This window comes from Arthrobacter sp. NPDC055138, from assembly GCF_053607305.1.
Genome location: NZ_JBSGTH010000004.1, coordinates 336,925 through 353,462, shown reverse-complemented (window position 1 = coordinate 353,462; position 16,538 = coordinate 336,925). Strand labels below are relative to the sequence as shown.

Here is a 16,538-nt window from a genome sequence, read left to right as displayed (position 1 = left end):
CACATGATTCGACCAGTTCGTCGATGTGGTGTCCCGCCCTCGCCGTTGCGTGCAATCTTCGAGGTCTCCTGCAACATCCCTGGACGACGCGTCCGGGGCGAGCGCGCTAGGCCTCCCTGGCCTCGACGCCACCGACGGGATGCGGCAGATGGGCGGCGAGGCCATCGAGGATCAGGTCCAGGCCGAAGTCGAACTCTTCGCCGAAATCGTAGCCCGGCTGCAGCACGTGCTGCATCGCGAACTCCTGGAGATGCGGGTAGTCCCCCGTACTGAACATTTCCACCATTGGCCGGGCCACTTCCGCCAGGCTTTCCGACCCGTCGAACGGCAGCGATGCCTCCTGCAGGGCTGAGCCATAAACGTACGCATCCAGCAGAGCGTAGGTGTGCGCCGCCAGGGACAGGGAAAAGCCGGCCGCGCGGAGGGTGCCGAGGACCGCGTCATGGTGGCGGAGGTTCGCCGCCCCTGGCGTCGTCCGGGATTCCATCAGGGCAATCGCCCAAGGATGGCGGCGCAGCACGTTGCGGGCGGAGGTTGCCCGCCGTTTCAGCTCGGCCTTCCACTCGCCGCCCGGGGCCGGCATCTCGATCTCGTTGAAAATGGCATCCACAATGCCATCCAGGATCTCGTCCTTGTTGCGGACGTAGTGGTACAGGGACATCGGCTTGGTTTCCAGGGACTTGGCCAGCGAGCGGATGGTCAGCCCGGCAAGCCCGCCGTCATCGGCGATAGCCATAGCGGCCTGCACTACGCGTTCGCGGCTGAGCGGAAGACGTTCTGGAGCAGCAGATTTTTCAGTCATTGTTCCCGTGACTATAGCATTCTCGTACTTTGTACGATAACTTCGTACAAAGTACGACACATCAGCAGCTCCACCGTCAAATCCTCGGGAAGGAAACCTCCATGGAACCGCAAAAGTCCTCCGCGCCGGCAGCCCAGACACCCCAGTCGAAGAGCAAGGCCCCCGCACCGGACCGAACCATGCGCGCCATGGTCCAGCTCAAGTACGGATTGGCCGAAGCGCTGCAGCTGGACACCGTCGCAGTGCCGGACATCGCCGACAACCAGGTGCTCATCCGAGTCCGCGCGGCCGGGCTGGATCGCGGAACGTGGCACATGGCCACCGGCCTGCCCTACCCGGTCCGCGTCGTGTCGGGCTTGCGCACTCCGAAGAATCCGATTCTGGGGCTCGATGTTGCGGGAACGGTGGCCGCGGTGGGCGCTGCCGTCACGCGGTTTGCGGTCGGAGACGAGGTCTTCGGCTACGGCAAGGGCTCCTTCGCGGAATACGCGGTGGCCGCGGAGAAAATGCTGGCACTGAAGCCGGCCGCTCTGACCTTCGAGCAGGCGGCCGCGGTGCCGGTGTCCGGGACGACCGCCCTGCAGGCCCTGCGCGACGCAGGCAAACTTCAAGCAGGACAGCAGGTGCTGATCACCGGCGCCTCCGGAGGTGTGGGGACCTACGCCGTGCAGATCGCCACCGCCATGGGCGCGACCGTCACCGGCGTGTGCAGTGCCGCCAAGGCGGATCTGGTGCGAGAACTCGGTGCCGAAACCGTCATCGACTACACCCGCGAGGACTTCGCCGCCGGGGGCCGCCGCTACGACTTGATCGTCGACGTGGCCGGCAACCCGTCATTGAAGCGCCTGCGCCGGGCACTGGCCCCTGGCGGTACGGCAGTCATTGTCGGCGGCGAAGATGGCGACCGCTGGACAGGTGGCTTGTTCAGACCGATCGGCGGCATGCTCCTGTCCCTCTTCAGTCGGCAGCGCTTTGTCATGTTCATGGCACGCGAGAACGCCACGGAATTCGAGCGGCTGGCTGAAATGATCGCCTCCGGCGAAGTGATGCCGAGCATCGACCAGACCTACCCGCTGGAGCAGATGCCGGAAGCGATCACCCGCTTGGACGCCGGAGAAATTCGAGGCAAGGCCGTCATCATCATTTAGCCAATGCCAGGCTTCCCTCGCCGGACGGATCTGCGAAATGGCATCGATGTGCTCCGACACACAACGCCAAACAGTGGCGCACACCACGGCTGGGGTCCCAGACTGGGAGCGTCACCCGTTTAGGCTGCACCGCGAAGGAGCCACGGCTATGCCCAACAATGCCCATCTGCGACTCAGACCCGTCCTCGAGATCCTGGCCGATGCGGCCGCCAACGGCACCCGCCCCGATGCCCGCGAGGTGATCAGCGAAGCGTTGCGACGCGTACCGCCGACCGCGCACGAACAGGAACTGCTCAGCGGCGGAGTGCCGCGCGGCTTCAAGAACCTGACGACGGCGACCGCCCGCCTGGTCAAGGCGGGCTGGATGTCCAAGGGCCGCGGCGGATGGGCCGTCACCGAAGACGGGCTGCGGGCCATCGCTGCTTTCGCCAGCCCGTCCGAGCTGGCAGAAGCGCTCGATGCGGGAACCCCGCTGCCCGACGCGCCGGCACGGGTGGAGGACGCGCCGGCTCCGGCGGTGGACGCAAAGCGTGCCGCCCCGCCGGAAGCGCCGAACCAGGCAGCGGAGTCGGGTCGGCCCACCGACCAGCCAGCCTCCGTGGCGGTGGTAGGCGACTTCGGCGTCCTGCTCGGCGCCGACCGGGACTGGGATCCCGCCGCCGACGCGGTGCAGATGCGCTTCGACCCAGCCGACGAATTGTGGCGGCTGGACGGCGAACTGCCGGCCGGACGCTACGCCTTCAAGTTCGCGCTCAACGGTTCGTGGGAGGAAAACTACGGGGCCTATGGTCTCCTCGATGGAGCCAACCACGAGTTCCAGCACGACGGCGGAGCGGTCACCATCGCGTACGACCACAACAGCCGCGATCTTGCCCCGGCGTCCCAGCTGACTCCTGCCTGAGCCTGATTAGGACCGCACGTTGCCGGCCCGGGAAGAGAAGAGTGAAACTTCCCGGCCGGCAACGTCCTGACGGGGGCGCACCCGAGGTGAGGGAAAGGGCAGGGCGCGGGCCCGCCGTCGTACTTTTTCCGGGCGCTAACCAGCTGCACCAAGCGCCCGCCCGGAACCCTTGACTGGTCCGTGACCCAACTGTCACGATGTCTCACATGGCGCAGAGCTGCGCATCATGCGCAACTACTTCAGGTCCGGCTGGCGCCAAAACCTCGAAGGAGGAAGCATCCATGTCGGAGATTCTCGATTCGGGCTCCGCCCCGTTCAACGGCACAGATTCACGCGTCAATCCCCACCCGGCGGTCACGCTCTATACCCGGCTGCGCAAGTCCCCGTACTTCTGGAAGTCGCGGGAGCATGGCGTCGCGGCCTACAGCGTCTACAACCACACCTACCATCCGCGCCATTACGGCGATCCGGTCAGCGAGTACTGGTCGTTGCTGAACGACGTCACCCTTTGGGACGTGGGCGTGGAGCGGCAACTGCAGATCAGCGGTCCGCAGGCCTTCGATTTCACCAACATGCTGACCCCTCGCGACCTGACCAAGTGCGCGGTGGGCCAGTGCAAATACGCCTTCATCACCGCGGCCGACGGCGGGATCATCAATGACCCGATTATCCTGCGCGTGGAGGAGAACAAGTTCTGGCTGTCGCTGGCGGACAGCGACGTCCACCTGTGGGCCATGGGCCTGGCGCACGCCGGCGGCTGGGACGTCACGGTGGAAGAAGTGGACGTGGCCCCGGTCCAGGTCCAGGGCCCCAAGGCCAAGGGGCTGATGTCCGACCTGTTCGGCCCGCAGATCCTGGACATGCCGTACTACTACATGCAGCACCACAAGCTGAACGGCGTGGACGTGGTGGTCAGCCGGACCGGCTACACCGGCGAAATCGGCTACGAGATCTACCTCTACAACGCCACCCAGAACGCCGGCCGCCTCTGGGACACCGTCTGGGAGGCAGGCCAGCCGCACGACCTGCGCGTCATCGGCCCCTGCCACATCCGCCGGATCGAGGCCGGCATGCTCGCCTACGGCTGCGACATCACGCTGAAAACCAACCCGCTGGAGGTCGGCTACGACTACAACTGGATGGTGGATCTGGACCAGGAGGCGGACTTCGTCGGCAAGGAAGCCCTGGGCCGCATCCGTGAGAAGGGCATCGACCGGCTGCTGGTGGGCGTGGACATCGACGGCGAACCGCTGGGCAGCTACAACGACGGCTCCATGATCGAACCCTTCCCGGTCTCGGTCGGCGGCGGCGGACGCATCGGCGAAGTCACCAGCGCCTGCAACTCCCCTCGGCTGGAACGCAACATCGGCCTGGCCATGGTGCCGTTCGACCTCAGCGAGGAGGGCACCTCGCTGTCCATCCACACGCCGGAGGGAATCCGCAACGGCACGGTGGTGCAGAAGCCCTTCTTCGATCCCGGCAAGGAGACACCCAAGGACTGAACCGGAGCTTTGCCCGGCCAACCCCGTACGACGGCGGAGCGCACCTGCGCAGGTGGGCTCCGCCGTCGTGGTTCCCGCCTTTTCGAGCCGCGTCTGCGGCGATACGGTCAAAGCTATGGAAACTGACTACTTCGCCGGGGACGCCCGCACCAACCGCGAACGGATGCTGGCCGGCGACCTGTACATTGCCGATGACCCGGAGAGCGAGCGCCGGGCGAAACGTGCCCTCCGGCTGGCCGACGCTTACCACCGCGCGGTGGTGGCCGACGCGGACGATGCGCGGTCGATCCTGGCCGAGCTGTTGGGCGGACTCGGCGACGATGCCTACGTAAAGCCGCCTTTATTCGTCGACTACGGAGAACACATCTTTATTGGTCCCCGCACTTTCATCAACTACAACCTCACCGCCCTGGACGTCGCGACCATCACCATCGGCGCCGACTGCCAGATCGGACCCGGCGTCCAACTTCTGACCCCCACGCACCCGATCGAATCCCAGCCGCGCAGGGACAAGTTGGAGGCGGCCCAGCCGATCATCCTCGGCGACAACGTGTGGCTGGGCGGCGGCGTGATTGTCTGCCCCGGCGTGACCATCGGCGACAACAGCGTGATCGGCGCCGGTTCGGTGGTCACCAACAACATTCCGGCCAATGTGGTCGCCGTGGGCAGCCCGGCCCGGGTAGTGCGGGAAGTCTGAACGAGCCCGCCGAGGGAAACAGCGCGGCTGTTAGTCCCGCGCTTTCACGGCTTCGGCTGTGCGCCGACAGGGACGACCCGGTTGCTGGCGCCGTCAGCCCCATTTTCCCGGGGCGGCCCCGCTATCGGCAGGCTGAAGGTGAAGACGCTGCCGGCGCCGGGCTCGCTCTCGCAGCTCATGCTGCCGCCGTGCCGCTCCACAATGTCCTTGGACAGGGCAAGTCCCAGGCCCAGCCCCGGGATGGAACTACGGCGGGCCGCGGGACTACGGAAAAACCGCGTGAACACGTTCCTGATCTCATCGGGACCCATCCCCATTCCCTGATCCGCTACCCGGCATTCCACGACTCCGCCGCCTCCGGTGCAGCTGACCATGACGTCCCCGCCCTGCGGGGAGTACTTGATGGCGTTGGAGACCAGGTTGTCCAGCACCTGCCGGACACGCGCCGGGTCGCAGACCACCCCCAGGTCCCCCTGAGACTGCGCGGTGAGCGCGACTCCCCCGGCGGCAGCCCTCGGCTCGGCCGCAGCCACGGCCTGGGCGGCAATTTCCGCCAGATCCGCTTGGACCGGCTGCAACTCCGAGAAGCCGGCGGCCGTGCCCAGCAGGTCCTTGACCAAGGTGAGCAGTTGGTCCGAGTTCCTGAGGATGGTGTCCAGGCCCGAGGCCATGTTCGGCGACAGGTCCGGCGACATCGCCAGCAGCTCGGCGTACCCCTGGATGGAAGTCAGCGGAGTCCGCAGTTCGTGGGACACGCTGGAGAGAAAATCATTCTTGGCCTCCACCGCGGCGACCAGTTCGGTGACGTCGCTAAAGGCCAGCACCGTGCCTTCCCGCCGGCCGCTGTCGTCAGCCATCGCCTGGGCGGACGTGGAGAGGACCCGTTGCCCGGGTTTCCGGCCCATCCACATGAGGTACTCGGAAAACGACTCGCCCCGCACCGCCCGGCGGATCGGCCGGTCTTGGACCGGCATGACGGTACTGCCGCCGTCGGCATAGAGCTCCAGCCGGGACTCCGGTGCGTCCTCGTCGCCCGGCGGGAGCGCCAACCGGCGGAGCTCTTCCTGCCGGCGGTTTCGCAGAATCGGGTTGCCCTCTTCGTCCACGGCCAGGACCCCCACGTCCACTGCGCTCATCACCGCGGACAGCAGCCGTTCGCGCCTGCCGCTGGCCTCCAGCAGCGTGCGGAGCTCCGCATCCTTGTCCTCGACCACCCGCTGCTGTTCCATCATGCTCGCCGTCATCACCCGGACCGTGATTCCGATGGCCAGCATCATGAACGGGACGAGCAGCGGGTGCGTCAACGCTTTGAGCGTGACGGCGGAATCCTCGAGGAACACCGGGATCCAGACCATCGCCAGCGAGGCTAGTGCGCCGGCAATCACCGAGAGCCGGGGAAACTGGCCCGAGGCAGCCAGCCAGATCACCGGGAAGGCAGCCAGCAGCCCCACCCCGGTCAGGACTGATCCGGTACCTTCGCGCAGCAGGGCGATCGGAACAAAGTCCAACAGGGGGATGAGCAGGAAGGACGGGTAGGGCAGCTTGTCCCAGGGCACCAGGAAACAGGCCGCCAGCAGCACGGCGTTGAGCACCATGCTGAGGCCGAACTGCGGGTCCGAGAGGAGCGGTGGATAAAGGATCCACGTTCCCGCGCACAGGAACAACATCGTGATCGACAGCGGCAGTTGGCTCATCACAACGCGCCCGCGCAGTGAAAGGGCGTGGAACTTCACCCGGTTCAAGGTGAACAGGTCGAGGACTTTATCCACGGCGACGGAACTCCAATGTGGTGGTCGCGGACGGGTTTCTGCAGTGACAGATGTGACAAATGGGAGGTTTGCCGCCTTAATGAAAGCATGCCTGCAGTCCCCATCAACCGCCGTGCCGTCATAGTCGAGGACAACGCCGACATTCGCAGGCTGCTGGCGCAAATTGTCACGGATCAAGGCTTCATGGTGGCGGAGGCGGAAACCGGGCAGGAAGGTCTTGAGTTGATCCGGGCCGGCGGCGCCGACCTGATCACCTTGGACCTCAATCTGCCTGACCTGGACGGCATCGAAGTCTGCCGGCAGGTCAGGACGTTTTCGGACGCCTACATCCTGATGATTACCGCGCGCGCCGACGAGGTAGACCGGCTTAGCGGGTTGGACACCGGCGCCGATGACTACATCAGCAAGCCATTCAGCCCGCGGGAGCTCCAGTCACGAATCGGGGCGCTATTCCGCCGTCCGCGCTCCCAGCCGGTTGATCCGGTTCCCAGCGCCGACCAGGAACGCGCGGCCGAGGTTCAGCGCAGCCTGCTGCCCGCCGAACCGCTGAGGCTTCAGGACTATGAGATCGGCGGCCGCTGCCGTCCCACCCGGAGCGTGGGCGGCGACTTCTTCGACTGGTCCGCCACCGAAGACGGCGTGCAAATCACCGTCGCGGACGCGATGGGCAAGGGCATGGGCGCCGCGCTCATCGCCGCCACGGTGCGCGCGGTGCTGCGATCCTCCAACCGGCACACCGACCTCACCCTGGCCTTCGAAGCGGCCAGCCAGGCACTGGAGTGGGACTTGGCACAGTCGTCCTCCTTCGTGACCATCTTCCATGCCCGGCTGGACGCCGACAGCGGATCTGTTGACTATGTGGATGCCGGGCACGGGCTGGGGCTGCACCTCTATGACGGCGGCCTGCGCCGCCTGCCGTCGGGCGGTCCGCCCGTCGGGGCCGTGCCGGGCAGCAGTTGGACGGCTGGCAGCCTGTCGCTGGCTCCCGGGGACTCGCTCCTGGTTCTCAGCGACGGACTCCTCGATGCCTTCGATTCAGTGGATGCCGCCATGGACGCGGTGGCCGCTGTCGCGGCCGGGCGTGACTCGGCGCAGGACGTGTGCGAGGCCGTATTGGATCTGGCCGGCAGCGCTGTGGCGGACGATGTCACCGCGGTGATGTTGCGCCGCTGCCCGCTGGACATCACCGAGGACGGCGCGCAGTGAAACCTTTCGCCATCCGCCTGCTCGTCGTCCTGACCGTCATCCTGGGGACCAACTACCTGGCCTGGCGGTGGCTGGATTCGCTCAACTGGTCCGCCTGGTGGATCGCCGTCCCCCTGGTGCTGGCCGAGACCTACAGCCTGATCGACGTCGGCCTCTTCGGCCTGGCGGTGTGGCGGATCCGCGAACGCAAGGCGCCGCCGCCACCGCCGCCGGACGCCACGGTAGATGTCTTCATCACCACCTACGACGAGCCGCTGGACCTGGTCATGGCCACGGCGCTGGCCGCGAGGGACATCCGTTTTCCCCACAGCACCTGGATCCTGGACGACGGCGCCAGGCCGGAACTAAGTGAACTGGCCGCCCGCCACGGGTTGGGCTACCTGACCCGCAGCGGCGATTGGGCGGACAAGCCGCGGCATGCCAAGGCCGGCAACCTGAACAACGCGCTGATGATGACGCAGGGCGAATTCCTCCTGATCCTCGACGCCGACCAGATCCCCCAGCCGGACATCCTCGACAACACGCTGGGGTACTTCAACCAGCGCCGGGTGGCCCTGGTCCAAACGCCGCAGTACTTCAGCAACGTCCCGGCCGACGATCCGCTGGGCAGCCAGGCGCCGCTCTTCTACGGGCCCATCCAGCAGGGCAAGGACGGGTGGAATGCCGCCTTCTTCTGCGGCTCCAACGCGCTGCTCAGGCGCGAGGCCCTGATGCAGCTGGGCCTGGCCGGCTATGTGACCGAGGTGGAGAGTAGCGTCCACCGCGCGCTGGCCGGCGCGCGCAGCGCCATCCGCAAGGCCCGCCGGTCCCCGGAAGCAGCCGATCCGCAGGTTGCGGCCCTGCTCGACGACGTGGAAGCGGCCACGGACACGGCCCGCGAGAAGCTCCGGAGCGGCGGTTCGCTGAGCGAGATCACCTACGACCTGCGGACCAAGGTCGAGGGCGCCGTGCGGTCCCTGGTGGCCGAGAACTTCGCCGCGCTGGAAGCCGACCTGGCCGAGATCGCCGCCATGGATCTGGGCGGCACCTCCGGCGCGCCCGACCCCGACCAACTGGACGGCGCGGTGGAACGGATGGCGCAGCGGGACTGGTCTCCGCTGGGGGCGCTGGGTTCGGTGCAGGCGGTGCTGGACGCGGTCTCCGTGGAACGGCCGGACGAGGCCCAGCCGGTCATGCCGCTGGCCACCATCTCGGTGACCGAGGACATGGCCACCTCGATGCGGCTGCATTCAATGGGCTGGGAAAGCGTCTACCACCACGAGGTCCTCGCCTACGGTTTGGCTCCGGAGGACCTCAAAACCATGCTCACCCAGCGCTTGCGCTGGGCCCAAGGCACTATCCAGGTCATGCTGCGGGAGAACCCGCTGGTGCAGCGCGGGCTGAAACTCGGCCAGCGGCTGATGTACTTCTCCACCATGTGGAGCTACCTCAGCGGTTTCGCCGCCGTGGTCTACTTCGCCGCGCCGGTCATCTACCTCACCCTGGGCATCCTGCCGGTCAGCAGCCTGAGCACCGACTTCTTCATCCGGTTCATCCCGTTCATGGTGGTCAACCAACTGCTGTTCGCTTTGGTGGGCAAGGGGGTGAGCACCTGGCGGGGACAGCAGTACAGCCTCGCGCTCTTCCCCACCTGGATCAAGGCGTGCACGACGGCGGCGCGCAACGTCTGGCTCGGACGCCCCCTCGGCTTTGCCGTCACCCCCAAGGCCCGCCAGTCCGAAGGGAGCAGCTGGAACCTGATCGTGCCCCAACTGGTCGCCATCGCGCTGTTGGTTGCCGCGCTGATTGCCGGAGCGGTGCGACTCGCCGCAGGCCTGAACGAACCGGTTGGCACGCTGGTGAACGTGGCTTGGGTTATTTTCGATTTGTTGATCCTGAGCGTGCTGGTCAAAGCCGTCAGGTACAAAGGGTTCACGCCCGATGAAAGGAACGTTGATGCAGTTCACCGTTGAGACCACGCCCGCCTATGCCGAAGTCAACGGCAGCGGCAGGCTGAACATGGTCGCGGCTCCCCTGCTCCGCGAGGTGGTGGCAGCAGTCGTGGCCGAAGGAAGCCATCATGTGGTGGTGAACATGGAGGGCACGGAGTTCATGGACTCCTCCGGCCTCGGGGCCTTGATCGGGTGCCTGAAGATAGCCCGCCAGGCCGGCGGTGATCTCCGCATTGCGAACGTGCAGCCTCAGGTCAAGATGGTGCTGGAGCTGACCAGCATGCACCGCGTGTTGACCCCGTATGAGAGCGTCGATGCGGCCTTCTCTAATGACTGAGGTCCTGGCCCGGAGCTCGCGCCAGGGCCTGGCGACGGCGGCCACTGTGGATGCCCTGCACGACGATTTCGAGACTCTGTGGCTGGAGGCCGGCTTCGTTCCGGAGATGGACCGCATGGCCTTCTCCACGGCGGTCATCGAGGCCGCCAGCAACGTGGTCCAGCACGCCGTCCCGGCTTCCGAGGCGCCGCTCCAGCTCGGCGTCGACATCACCATCTGGTCCCGCCGGCTGGAGGCACGCATTTCCGAAATCGGCGCGGCCCCCTCCGACCCCGAGATGTCGAATCCGTCAGACATCGATGACGAATCCGAGTCCGGCCGGGGGATGAACCTGATCCACGCCCTGGTCAGCACCGTCACCTTCGAGCGTCACGGCGAGGACAACGTCTGGGTCCTCTGCCGCGACTCGTCGGATGACTAGCCTTCCTCCGCCCCCTGCGCGGCGGCTCGCCGTCCAGGTATGGCTCCCGCTATAGCCAGGCGACGGCGCGGACCGGGGCTCCGTCCGTCGCCGTCAGCTTGAGCGGGAAGAACCCGACCGTGCAACGAGCTGGCAACTTGACCGCGTGGCGGACGTTCTCCACAATCAGGCCGTCGGGTCCCAGCACCAACTCGTGCACAGGAAGGCTGAAGGCCTCCTCAGGCTGAAGGGTCCGATCGGGATTCAGCGTGTCGGTCGCCAGCACCCGCATGCCCCTGGACCAGAGTTCATCGGCCGCGGCGCGGGAGAGAACCGGATGGTTCAGGTACGTTTCGGTGCCGAAGTGACGGTCCCATCCTGTAGCCAGCAGCACGATCCGGGGCACGTGTCCCTGCACTTGGCTGGCCAGCTGGTGCCAGCGGACCTCGTCGCCGGCTTCAAGGCCCGGAACCTGCAGCACCAAGGCTTCGCCCATCAGTTCGTCCAGCTGCACCTCCGAGGTGGTGCGGCCGCCCTCGATGCTGTGGCAGGGCGCATCGAAATGGGTGCCCGTGTGGCTGCCAAAGTGCAGATCGGAAACTTCCACTCCGTGCTGCGCAATAGTCAGTGCAGGATGGATCGCCACGTCCGGATCCCCGGGGAAAACCTGCATCCCCGACGACACCGGATGCGTCAGGTCCACTATTTTCACGGCGTCATCAATCTGCGGAGCCCGCAATAGAGGACGAGGAGCTTTCCTCTGCGCCGGGCTGCACAGCGAGGTGCCCGGCCTGATCGCCGGCGAAGCGGGGACGGCTCTTGATGGAGAGGCCTAGATACAGCAGGAAACTGAGCACGAACGCTGGAATGGTGGCCCCCACCGGGCTGGGCCACACGTACGTCAGCACGTAGGACGCCGCGGCTCCCACCACCCAGACCGTGATGGCAGCCCAATTTACCCCGCTGGTATACCAGTACTTTCCACCGCCTTCCCGCAGGATGTCCCGGCTGTAGCTGCGCCGTTTGATGATGTAGTAGTCCACGATCATGATGGCGAACACGGGCACGAAGAAGGCGCCGATCATGACGAGGAAGTCTGTGAACTGGTTCAGCAGCGCCATCCAGGTTGAACCGGCAATCGAAACGACGCCGACCACCAGCGCCGTCGGAAGGAACCGGAGCTTCCAGCGGGCCTGTGCATTCACGATCGAAGTGACCATGCCGTAGACCACCATGGTGTTGGTTGCCATGACGGACATAAAAATCACAATGGCCAGCGGAGTACCGAAAGCAGCCACAATGACGGTGGGATCGAATTCGGCTGCCGGCTCTCCGGAGAGGATTACGTAGCCGATAGCGGTGGCGCCCAGTGCCATGGCCAGCACCGTGGAGATGGTGTAGCCGATTCCGGATCCGAGGATGCCGGCGCGGCTGGACTTGGCCAGGCGGTTGAAGTCGGCAGACAGCACCGTCCAGGAGATCGCAGTGGCTATCACGATGTCCAGCACCACGAAACTGGTGTATCCGAGTGACTCGTCGACGCCAATGGCGCCGAACTCCGCAGGGCTGAAGGTGGTGAACGCGGTGATGAAAACGTAGACCATGATGGCCAGGATGACGACGGCGAGCCACGGCTCGACCCTCGCAATGCCTTCGTGGCCGAGGATGGCAAGACAAACCACCAGCGCCTGGCACAGGACGGCGAACAGGATGGGGTTGGAAAATCCGGTCAGCTGAGCCACCACGTAGTTGACGGTGACGCCGGCCAGCATTGCCTGCACCCAACTCCAACCCATCAGGATGATCACATTGGCGGCCACCGGCAACAGGCTGCCGCGGGTTCCGAAGGCGCCCCGGGTGATGGCCATGGTGGGCAGCCCGGTGCGGGTACCAATGTTGCCGATCAGAGTCAGCACGACCGCGCCCACTAGCGTGCCAATGACAATTAGCCAGATGGCGGAGCCGAAGCTAATGCCGGGGATGAAGAGGGTGCCGGTCAGCAACGTGGTGACCACGAAGTTGGCCGCCAGCCAAATCATTCCGATGCGGGGCATGGATAACGTGCCGCGGATGGGTCCGAAGCCGTCCGCGTTTCGCTGGAGATGGTTGTCGAGACGCTGGTAGAGATTCATGAGGGTCCTAGGTGCGAGAAGGATCTAGAGGAAGAGGCTCAACTGGCCCCAGCCGGGGACACCGGGGAGAGGTGTTCATGCACGGCCACCAGGCTGCCGCGTTCGTCGTTGCGAAAAACGATGGTTTCCCGTTCCCGGTACGAATCCTCACCGTCGGGCAAGGCTACGGTGGTTGCCACATCATGCACGAAGACGGCGCCGCCGGGGAAGACCGTCACATGCTGGTTGCTGGATTGGCACGCAACTACCCGCCACCCGTCGTTGAGCCACTCGGTCCAGAGCGACTCGTAGGCGGCCCGGCTGTCCAGCCGTTCCTGCTCGGTGTGGAACACAAAACTGGCGTCGGGGGCGAAACCTGCGAAGTAGCGATCAGTGTCCGTGGCGGCGAAAGCGCTGACGATCTTTGCCGCCGCATCCTTGACCTGCTCGATCGACGGAGCATGCGCGTTCTCGGTTCCCATGTGCAGTCTCCTAGCTGCAGCCGAACGGCGGCCGCGACAAAAAGTTTCCAAGACGCAACAAGTGTTGCCTCTCAGTGATCAAACTGCAAGTGCCGGCCGTCACATCGGTAATTAAACGAAAACGGCGGGACACACCCTCAGTGGTGCGCCCCGCCGCCGATCGCTGGAAGCTAATCCGCGGCGAGCTCGCCGCGGACCAGCCGCCGGGTGACCTCGGTTAGCAGATCCACGCCTCGTACGGCGTCCTCATCGCGGGTGAATTCCGCTTCGTTGTGGGAAACGCCGTCGACGCTGGGCACAAAGAGCATCACCGTGGGGACCACGTCCTTCATGTTGGTGGAGTCGTGCCCCGCCACCGTCATGATCTCGGTGTGGCTGAAGCCGAGCTGTTCCGCACTGGCGGCACCCAATGCGACTCCCGCGGGCTGGTAGGACACCAAGCCCCAGCGGTGCGTCTGCAGCAGCGAGATGTCCGTCCGGGAGAGGGCTTCGGCGTCGGCGATGCGCTTGTCCAGCAGATCCATGGCCCGGGCGAGGACCTCCTCGTCCGGCGAACGCAGGTCCAGGTTCATCATTGCCTGCCGCGCGATGGTCACCGGCGAGTTGGGGAGCACGTACATTTCGGACACCGACGTGTGCAGCTGGCCGGGTGCAAACTCCGCGGCGAGGTCGCGGGCGGCGGCAATCACCAGCGCAGCTCCGTAGAGGGCGTCGCGGCGGTCCTCCATCCGGGTGGAACCGGTATGCGACTGCGCTCCGTCGACCGTGACGCGGTACTTGCTGGCCGCCCAGGTGCGGTCCACGATTCCGACCTGAGTGCCGGTTTCCTCAAGGTTTTTGCCCTGTTCGATGTGGATTTCGGCGTACCGTGCCACATCCGCCAGCACCGGAGCATCGGCTCCGGCGCCGCGGTCGCCCGCAGCCAGGGCCTCGGCAACCGTTATCCCTGCCGGGTCAGCGGTGGCCAGCGCCTGCTCCAAAGAGAGCTTCCCGGTGAACACCGAGCTGCCCATCATGCTGGGGGTGAAGCGACTGCCTTCCTCGTTGAACCAGTTGACCACGGCCAGGTTGTACACCGGGTCGAGTTCGCCGGCAGCAACCTCGGCAGCTACACGGGCCGCCGCATGGGCCCCCGCCAGCACGCCGTAGGCGCCGTCGTATCGGCCGGCCAGCGGCTGGGAGTCCAAGTGCGATCCGAGCAGGACATACGGGGCGCCGGGAACAACGTCGAGGGTGCCGAACTGGTTTCCCGCCGCATCCACTTTTTCGGTGAAGCCATGCTGGGCCAGCCACTCGCCGAACCAGCCGCGGGTGGCGTGGTCCGCCGTCGTGCCCGCCTGGCGGTCCACGCCGCCACCGGCGGTAGCGCCGAAGCCGGACATGGTGGCGAAGTCGGAAAGAAATTCCTGGTTGCTGGTGCTCATCGGGTTTCCTCCCCGGTCGATGCCATTGCCGGATCCCGGCCTTCCTGGGCCGGGAAGTTATCTGCGCCGAAGCGGATCTCGCCGCCCACCATAGTGGCCAGCACCTGGGTGGCGCCGATCTGGGATGGCTCGACGGCGGTGGGGTCCTGGTCCAGGAAGACCAGATCGGCCAGCATTCCCGGCATCAGCCGACCCCTGGTCCCTTCGGTTCCGGTGGCGGCCGCGGAACCGGCGGTGTAGGCGTACAGCGCCTCGGCCCCGGTGATTCTCTCGTCGGGACCATAGACCTCGCCGGACGGGGTCAGCCGCTGGACGAACGACTGCATCACGTCAAGCGGCCGGCCGTTGGAGACCGGGCGGTCCGAGCTTCCCGGCAGCGTGGCGCCGCGCTTCAACAGGCTGTTGGCCGGGTAGGACGTCGCCGTGCGTTCCGGGCCAAGCAGCTTGGCCATGCCGTCGCCGAACTCGGTGATGAAATGCGGCTGCGGGACCAGGACGATCCCGGCCTCAGCAATCCGGTCCAGCTGCTCGGGCCGGATGACGCCACCGTGCTCGATCCGGTTGGGCAGCGGCCTGCGGCCGTAGGTTTCCTGGGCTTCCGTGATGATGTCGATCGCGTGGTCCACGGCATGGTCGCCGATCGCGTGCATCGCGATGGTCCAGCCGGCCCGGTACGCCTCCAGCGCGGAGGAGCGCAGCTCCTGGGCGTCCATCTGCAGGTAGCCATGATTATGCGGGCAGCCGACGTATTCCTCGGTGACATACGCGGTGCTGCCCAGCAGCGAGCCGTCGCTGAAAATCTTCACCGGGCCCAGCCGGAGCCAATCGTCACCCAAACCGGTGCGGATGCCGGCGTCGAGACCGCGGGAGTCAGGGTCTGCTTCGTGCCCGGGAACCCGATGCAGAGCATCCAAGACCATCATCGGCTGCATGCGCACGCTCAACAGCCCCTTGTCGCGCGCCGCCTGGTAGGCACCGAACTCGCGCGGTGAGTAACCGATCCACCCGCCCGCGATGCCGGCATCGGTGACACTGGTGATGCCCTCGCTCAGGTAGTGGGAAGTGGCCAAATCCAGCGCGCGCTCGATGGTGGCCAGCGGGTAGGGCAGCATGATGTCCTGCACCAGCCGCATGGCATTCTCTTCCAGCAGTCCGGTGGGTAGGCCCTCGGCATCTCTGGCCACGAGGCCGCCGTCGATCGGTGCTGCGAGGTCTGCCCCGCGTTCAACGATCAGGTCGAGTGCAATGCCGTTGACGTTGCAGGCGTGGCCGGACGAGTGCTTGATCCAGACCGGCCGGCCGCCGGAGGCCGCATCGAGCCGGTCGCGGTCAGGCTGGGCACCGTCGTGCAGCAGCGGGCTGTAGCCGGAGGCCACCACCCACTCGTCCTCCGCCAGCGGGGCGGCGGCTTCGGCTATCACCGCATAGGCCTCTTCGAGGCTCGCAACGGTTCCAAGGTTTGCTTCCATCAGGCCCAGGCCGAACCAAACGCTATGGGCGTGCACGTCATTGAAACCGGGGACGATCACGGCGCCTTCGGCATCGACAACCCTTCGCGCATGGGGAACGCTTTGCTGATCGACGTCGAGCCCCAGCACCTTGCCGTCGTGGATCAGCAGGCTTTCGGCCACCGGCTGTCCGGGATCTTGGGTCAGGATGCGGGCATTGCGGATCAAGAGATCGACGAGCATGAGTCCTCTTCGTGCTTTCGCTGCGGCGAGCCCGGAGCGATCATGGCGAACCGGGAGGGACCCCGCGGCCATCCCCCCATTCAACACTGGAGTATTGCCGCACTCAATGGCTAAATGACGCCATAAGCTCTGAGAAA

At 65.9% G+C, this 16,538-nt stretch carries 15 protein-coding genes; 8 read left to right on the top strand and 7 right to left on the bottom strand.

Annotated features, from left to right (window positions below):
• Positions 1–106: 106 nt before the first annotated feature.
• Complete coding sequence (locus tag ACWF5H_RS12250) at positions 107–802, bottom strand: TetR/AcrR family transcriptional regulator (RefSeq protein WP_452037163.1); 696 nt, start codon at positions 800–802, stop codon at positions 107–109.
• 101 nt (positions 803–903) lie between these two features.
• Between ACWF5H_RS12250 and ACWF5H_RS12245 the strand changes: the two genes are divergently transcribed.
• The 4 genes from ACWF5H_RS12245 (at position 904) to ACWF5H_RS12230 (ending at position 5,050) form a co-directional block, all read left to right on the top strand.
• Positions 904–1,950, top strand: a complete 1,047-nt coding sequence (locus ACWF5H_RS12245; RefSeq protein ID WP_452037161.1) for an NAD(P)-dependent alcohol dehydrogenase — start codon at positions 904–906, stop codon at positions 1,948–1,950.
• Positions 1,951–2,098: 148 nt separating this feature from the next.
• Positions 2,099–2,851, top strand: a complete 753-nt coding sequence (locus ACWF5H_RS12240) for a pullulanase X25 domain-containing protein (RefSeq protein ID WP_452037159.1) — start codon at positions 2,099–2,101, stop codon at positions 2,849–2,851.
• A 281-nt stretch (positions 2,852–3,132) separates the two neighbouring features.
• Positions 3,133–4,353 carry a glycine cleavage T C-terminal barrel domain-containing protein gene (locus ACWF5H_RS12235; RefSeq protein WP_452037158.1) on the top strand — a complete coding sequence of 407 codons (1,221 nt, stop codon included), beginning with the start codon at positions 3,133–3,135 and terminating at the stop codon, positions 4,351–4,353.
• Between the two features lie 115 nt (positions 4,354–4,468).
• The gene (locus ACWF5H_RS12230; protein WP_452037157.1) at positions 4,469–5,050 is read left to right on the top strand and encodes a sugar O-acetyltransferase; all 582 of its coding nucleotides are present in this window, start codon (positions 4,469–4,471) and stop codon (positions 5,048–5,050) included.
• Between the two features lie 44 nt (positions 5,051–5,094).
• On the opposite strand, the gene ACWF5H_RS12225 is transcribed toward ACWF5H_RS12230, so the two are convergent.
• The gene (locus tag ACWF5H_RS12225) at positions 5,095–6,819 is read right to left on the bottom strand and encodes a sensor histidine kinase (RefSeq protein WP_452037156.1); all 1,725 of its coding nucleotides are present in this window, start codon (positions 6,817–6,819) and stop codon (positions 5,095–5,097) included.
• 87 nt (positions 6,820–6,906) lie between these two features.
• On the opposite strand from ACWF5H_RS12225, the gene ACWF5H_RS12220 reads away from it, so the two are divergent.
• From ACWF5H_RS12220 to ACWF5H_RS12205, 4 genes are read left to right on the top strand one after another with little or no spacing between them, the layout of a single operon-like run.
• Positions 6,907–8,025 (top strand): PP2C family protein-serine/threonine phosphatase, encoded by a 1,119-nt coding sequence (locus ACWF5H_RS12220; RefSeq protein ID WP_452037154.1) that lies wholly within the window; start codon positions 6,907–6,909, stop codon positions 8,023–8,025.
• Positions 8,022–9,977 carry a glycosyltransferase family 2 protein gene (locus tag ACWF5H_RS12215; RefSeq protein WP_452037152.1) on the top strand — a complete coding sequence of 652 codons (1,956 nt, stop codon included), beginning with the start codon at positions 8,022–8,024 and terminating at the stop codon, positions 9,975–9,977. The genes ACWF5H_RS12220 and ACWF5H_RS12215 overlap by 4 nt, the downstream gene beginning before the upstream one ends.
• Positions 9,961–10,293, top strand: coding sequence for an STAS domain-containing protein (locus ACWF5H_RS12210; RefSeq protein WP_364645585.1), 333 nt, complete (start codon positions 9,961–9,963; stop codon positions 10,291–10,293). Before ACWF5H_RS12215 ends, ACWF5H_RS12210 begins: the two co-directional genes overlap by 17 nt.
• Positions 10,286–10,714 (top strand): ATP-binding protein, encoded by a 429-nt coding sequence (locus ACWF5H_RS12205; RefSeq protein WP_452037150.1) that lies wholly within the window; start codon positions 10,286–10,288, stop codon positions 10,712–10,714. The genes ACWF5H_RS12210 and ACWF5H_RS12205 overlap by 8 nt, the downstream gene beginning before the upstream one ends.
• A gap of 49 nt (positions 10,715–10,763) precedes the next feature.
• Here ACWF5H_RS12205 and ACWF5H_RS12200 read toward each other — a convergent pair whose 3' ends face one another.
• From ACWF5H_RS12200 to ACWF5H_RS12180, 5 genes are all read right to left on the bottom strand, one after another.
• A complete protein-coding gene (locus ACWF5H_RS12200) occupies positions 10,764–11,405 on the bottom strand; it encodes a cyclase family protein (RefSeq protein WP_452037149.1) in 642 nt (213 codons plus the stop codon).
• Positions 11,406–11,412: 7 nt separating this feature from the next.
• The gene (locus tag ACWF5H_RS12195; protein ID WP_452037147.1) at positions 11,413–12,825 is read right to left on the bottom strand and encodes a purine-cytosine permease family protein; all 1,413 of its coding nucleotides are present in this window, start codon (positions 12,823–12,825) and stop codon (positions 11,413–11,415) included.
• Between the two features lie 38 nt (positions 12,826–12,863).
• Positions 12,864–13,286 carry a YybH family protein gene (locus ACWF5H_RS12190; RefSeq protein WP_452037145.1) on the bottom strand — a complete coding sequence of 141 codons (423 nt, stop codon included), beginning with the start codon at positions 13,284–13,286 and terminating at the stop codon, positions 12,864–12,866.
• 170 nt (positions 13,287–13,456) lie between these two features.
• Positions 13,457–14,710, bottom strand: coding sequence for a M20 family metallo-hydrolase (locus ACWF5H_RS12185; RefSeq protein ID WP_452037144.1), 1,254 nt, complete (start codon positions 14,708–14,710; stop codon positions 13,457–13,459).
• A complete protein-coding gene (locus tag ACWF5H_RS12180; protein ID WP_452037143.1) occupies positions 14,707–16,401 on the bottom strand; it encodes an amidohydrolase in 1,695 nt (564 codons plus the stop codon). The genes ACWF5H_RS12185 and ACWF5H_RS12180 overlap by 4 nt, the downstream gene beginning before the upstream one ends.
• Between the last annotated feature and the right edge of the window lie 137 nt (positions 16,402–16,538).

Excerpts from the sequence above, each read along its gene's own strand:
- ACWF5H_RS12195 (WP_452037147.1), bottom strand. The coding sequence starts at position 12,825 with ATGAATCTCTACCAGCGTCTCGACAACCATCTCCAGCGAAACGCGGAC.
- ACWF5H_RS12185 (WP_452037144.1), bottom strand. The coding sequence starts at position 14,710 with ATGAGCACCAGCAACCAGGAATTTCTTTCCGACTTCGCCACCATGTCC.
- ACWF5H_RS12210 (WP_364645585.1), top strand. The coding sequence starts at position 9,961 with ATGCAGTTCACCGTTGAGACCACGCCCGCCTATGCCGAAGTCAACGGC.
- ACWF5H_RS12250 (WP_452037163.1), bottom strand. The coding sequence starts at position 802 with ATGACTGAAAAATCTGCTGCTCCAGAACGTCTTCCGCTCAGCCGCGAA.
- ACWF5H_RS12230 (WP_452037157.1), top strand. The coding sequence starts at position 4,469 with ATGGAAACTGACTACTTCGCCGGGGACGCCCGCACCAACCGCGAACGG.
- ACWF5H_RS12205 (WP_452037150.1), top strand. The coding sequence starts at position 10,286 with ATGACTGAGGTCCTGGCCCGGAGCTCGCGCCAGGGCCTGGCGACGGCG.
- ACWF5H_RS12180 (WP_452037143.1), bottom strand. The coding sequence starts at position 16,401 with ATGCTCGTCGATCTCTTGATCCGCAATGCCCGCATCCTGACCCAAGAT.
- ACWF5H_RS12235 (WP_452037158.1), top strand. The coding sequence starts at position 3,133 with ATGTCGGAGATTCTCGATTCGGGCTCCGCCCCGTTCAACGGCACAGAT.
- ACWF5H_RS12245 (WP_452037161.1), top strand. The coding sequence starts at position 904 with ATGGAACCGCAAAAGTCCTCCGCGCCGGCAGCCCAGACACCCCAGTCG.
- ACWF5H_RS12190 (WP_452037145.1), bottom strand. The coding sequence starts at position 13,286 with ATGGGAACCGAGAACGCGCATGCTCCGTCGATCGAGCAGGTCAAGGAT.
- ACWF5H_RS12240 (WP_452037159.1), top strand. The coding sequence starts at position 2,099 with ATGCCCAACAATGCCCATCTGCGACTCAGACCCGTCCTCGAGATCCTG.
- ACWF5H_RS12220 (WP_452037154.1), top strand. The coding sequence starts at position 6,907 with ATGCCTGCAGTCCCCATCAACCGCCGTGCCGTCATAGTCGAGGACAAC.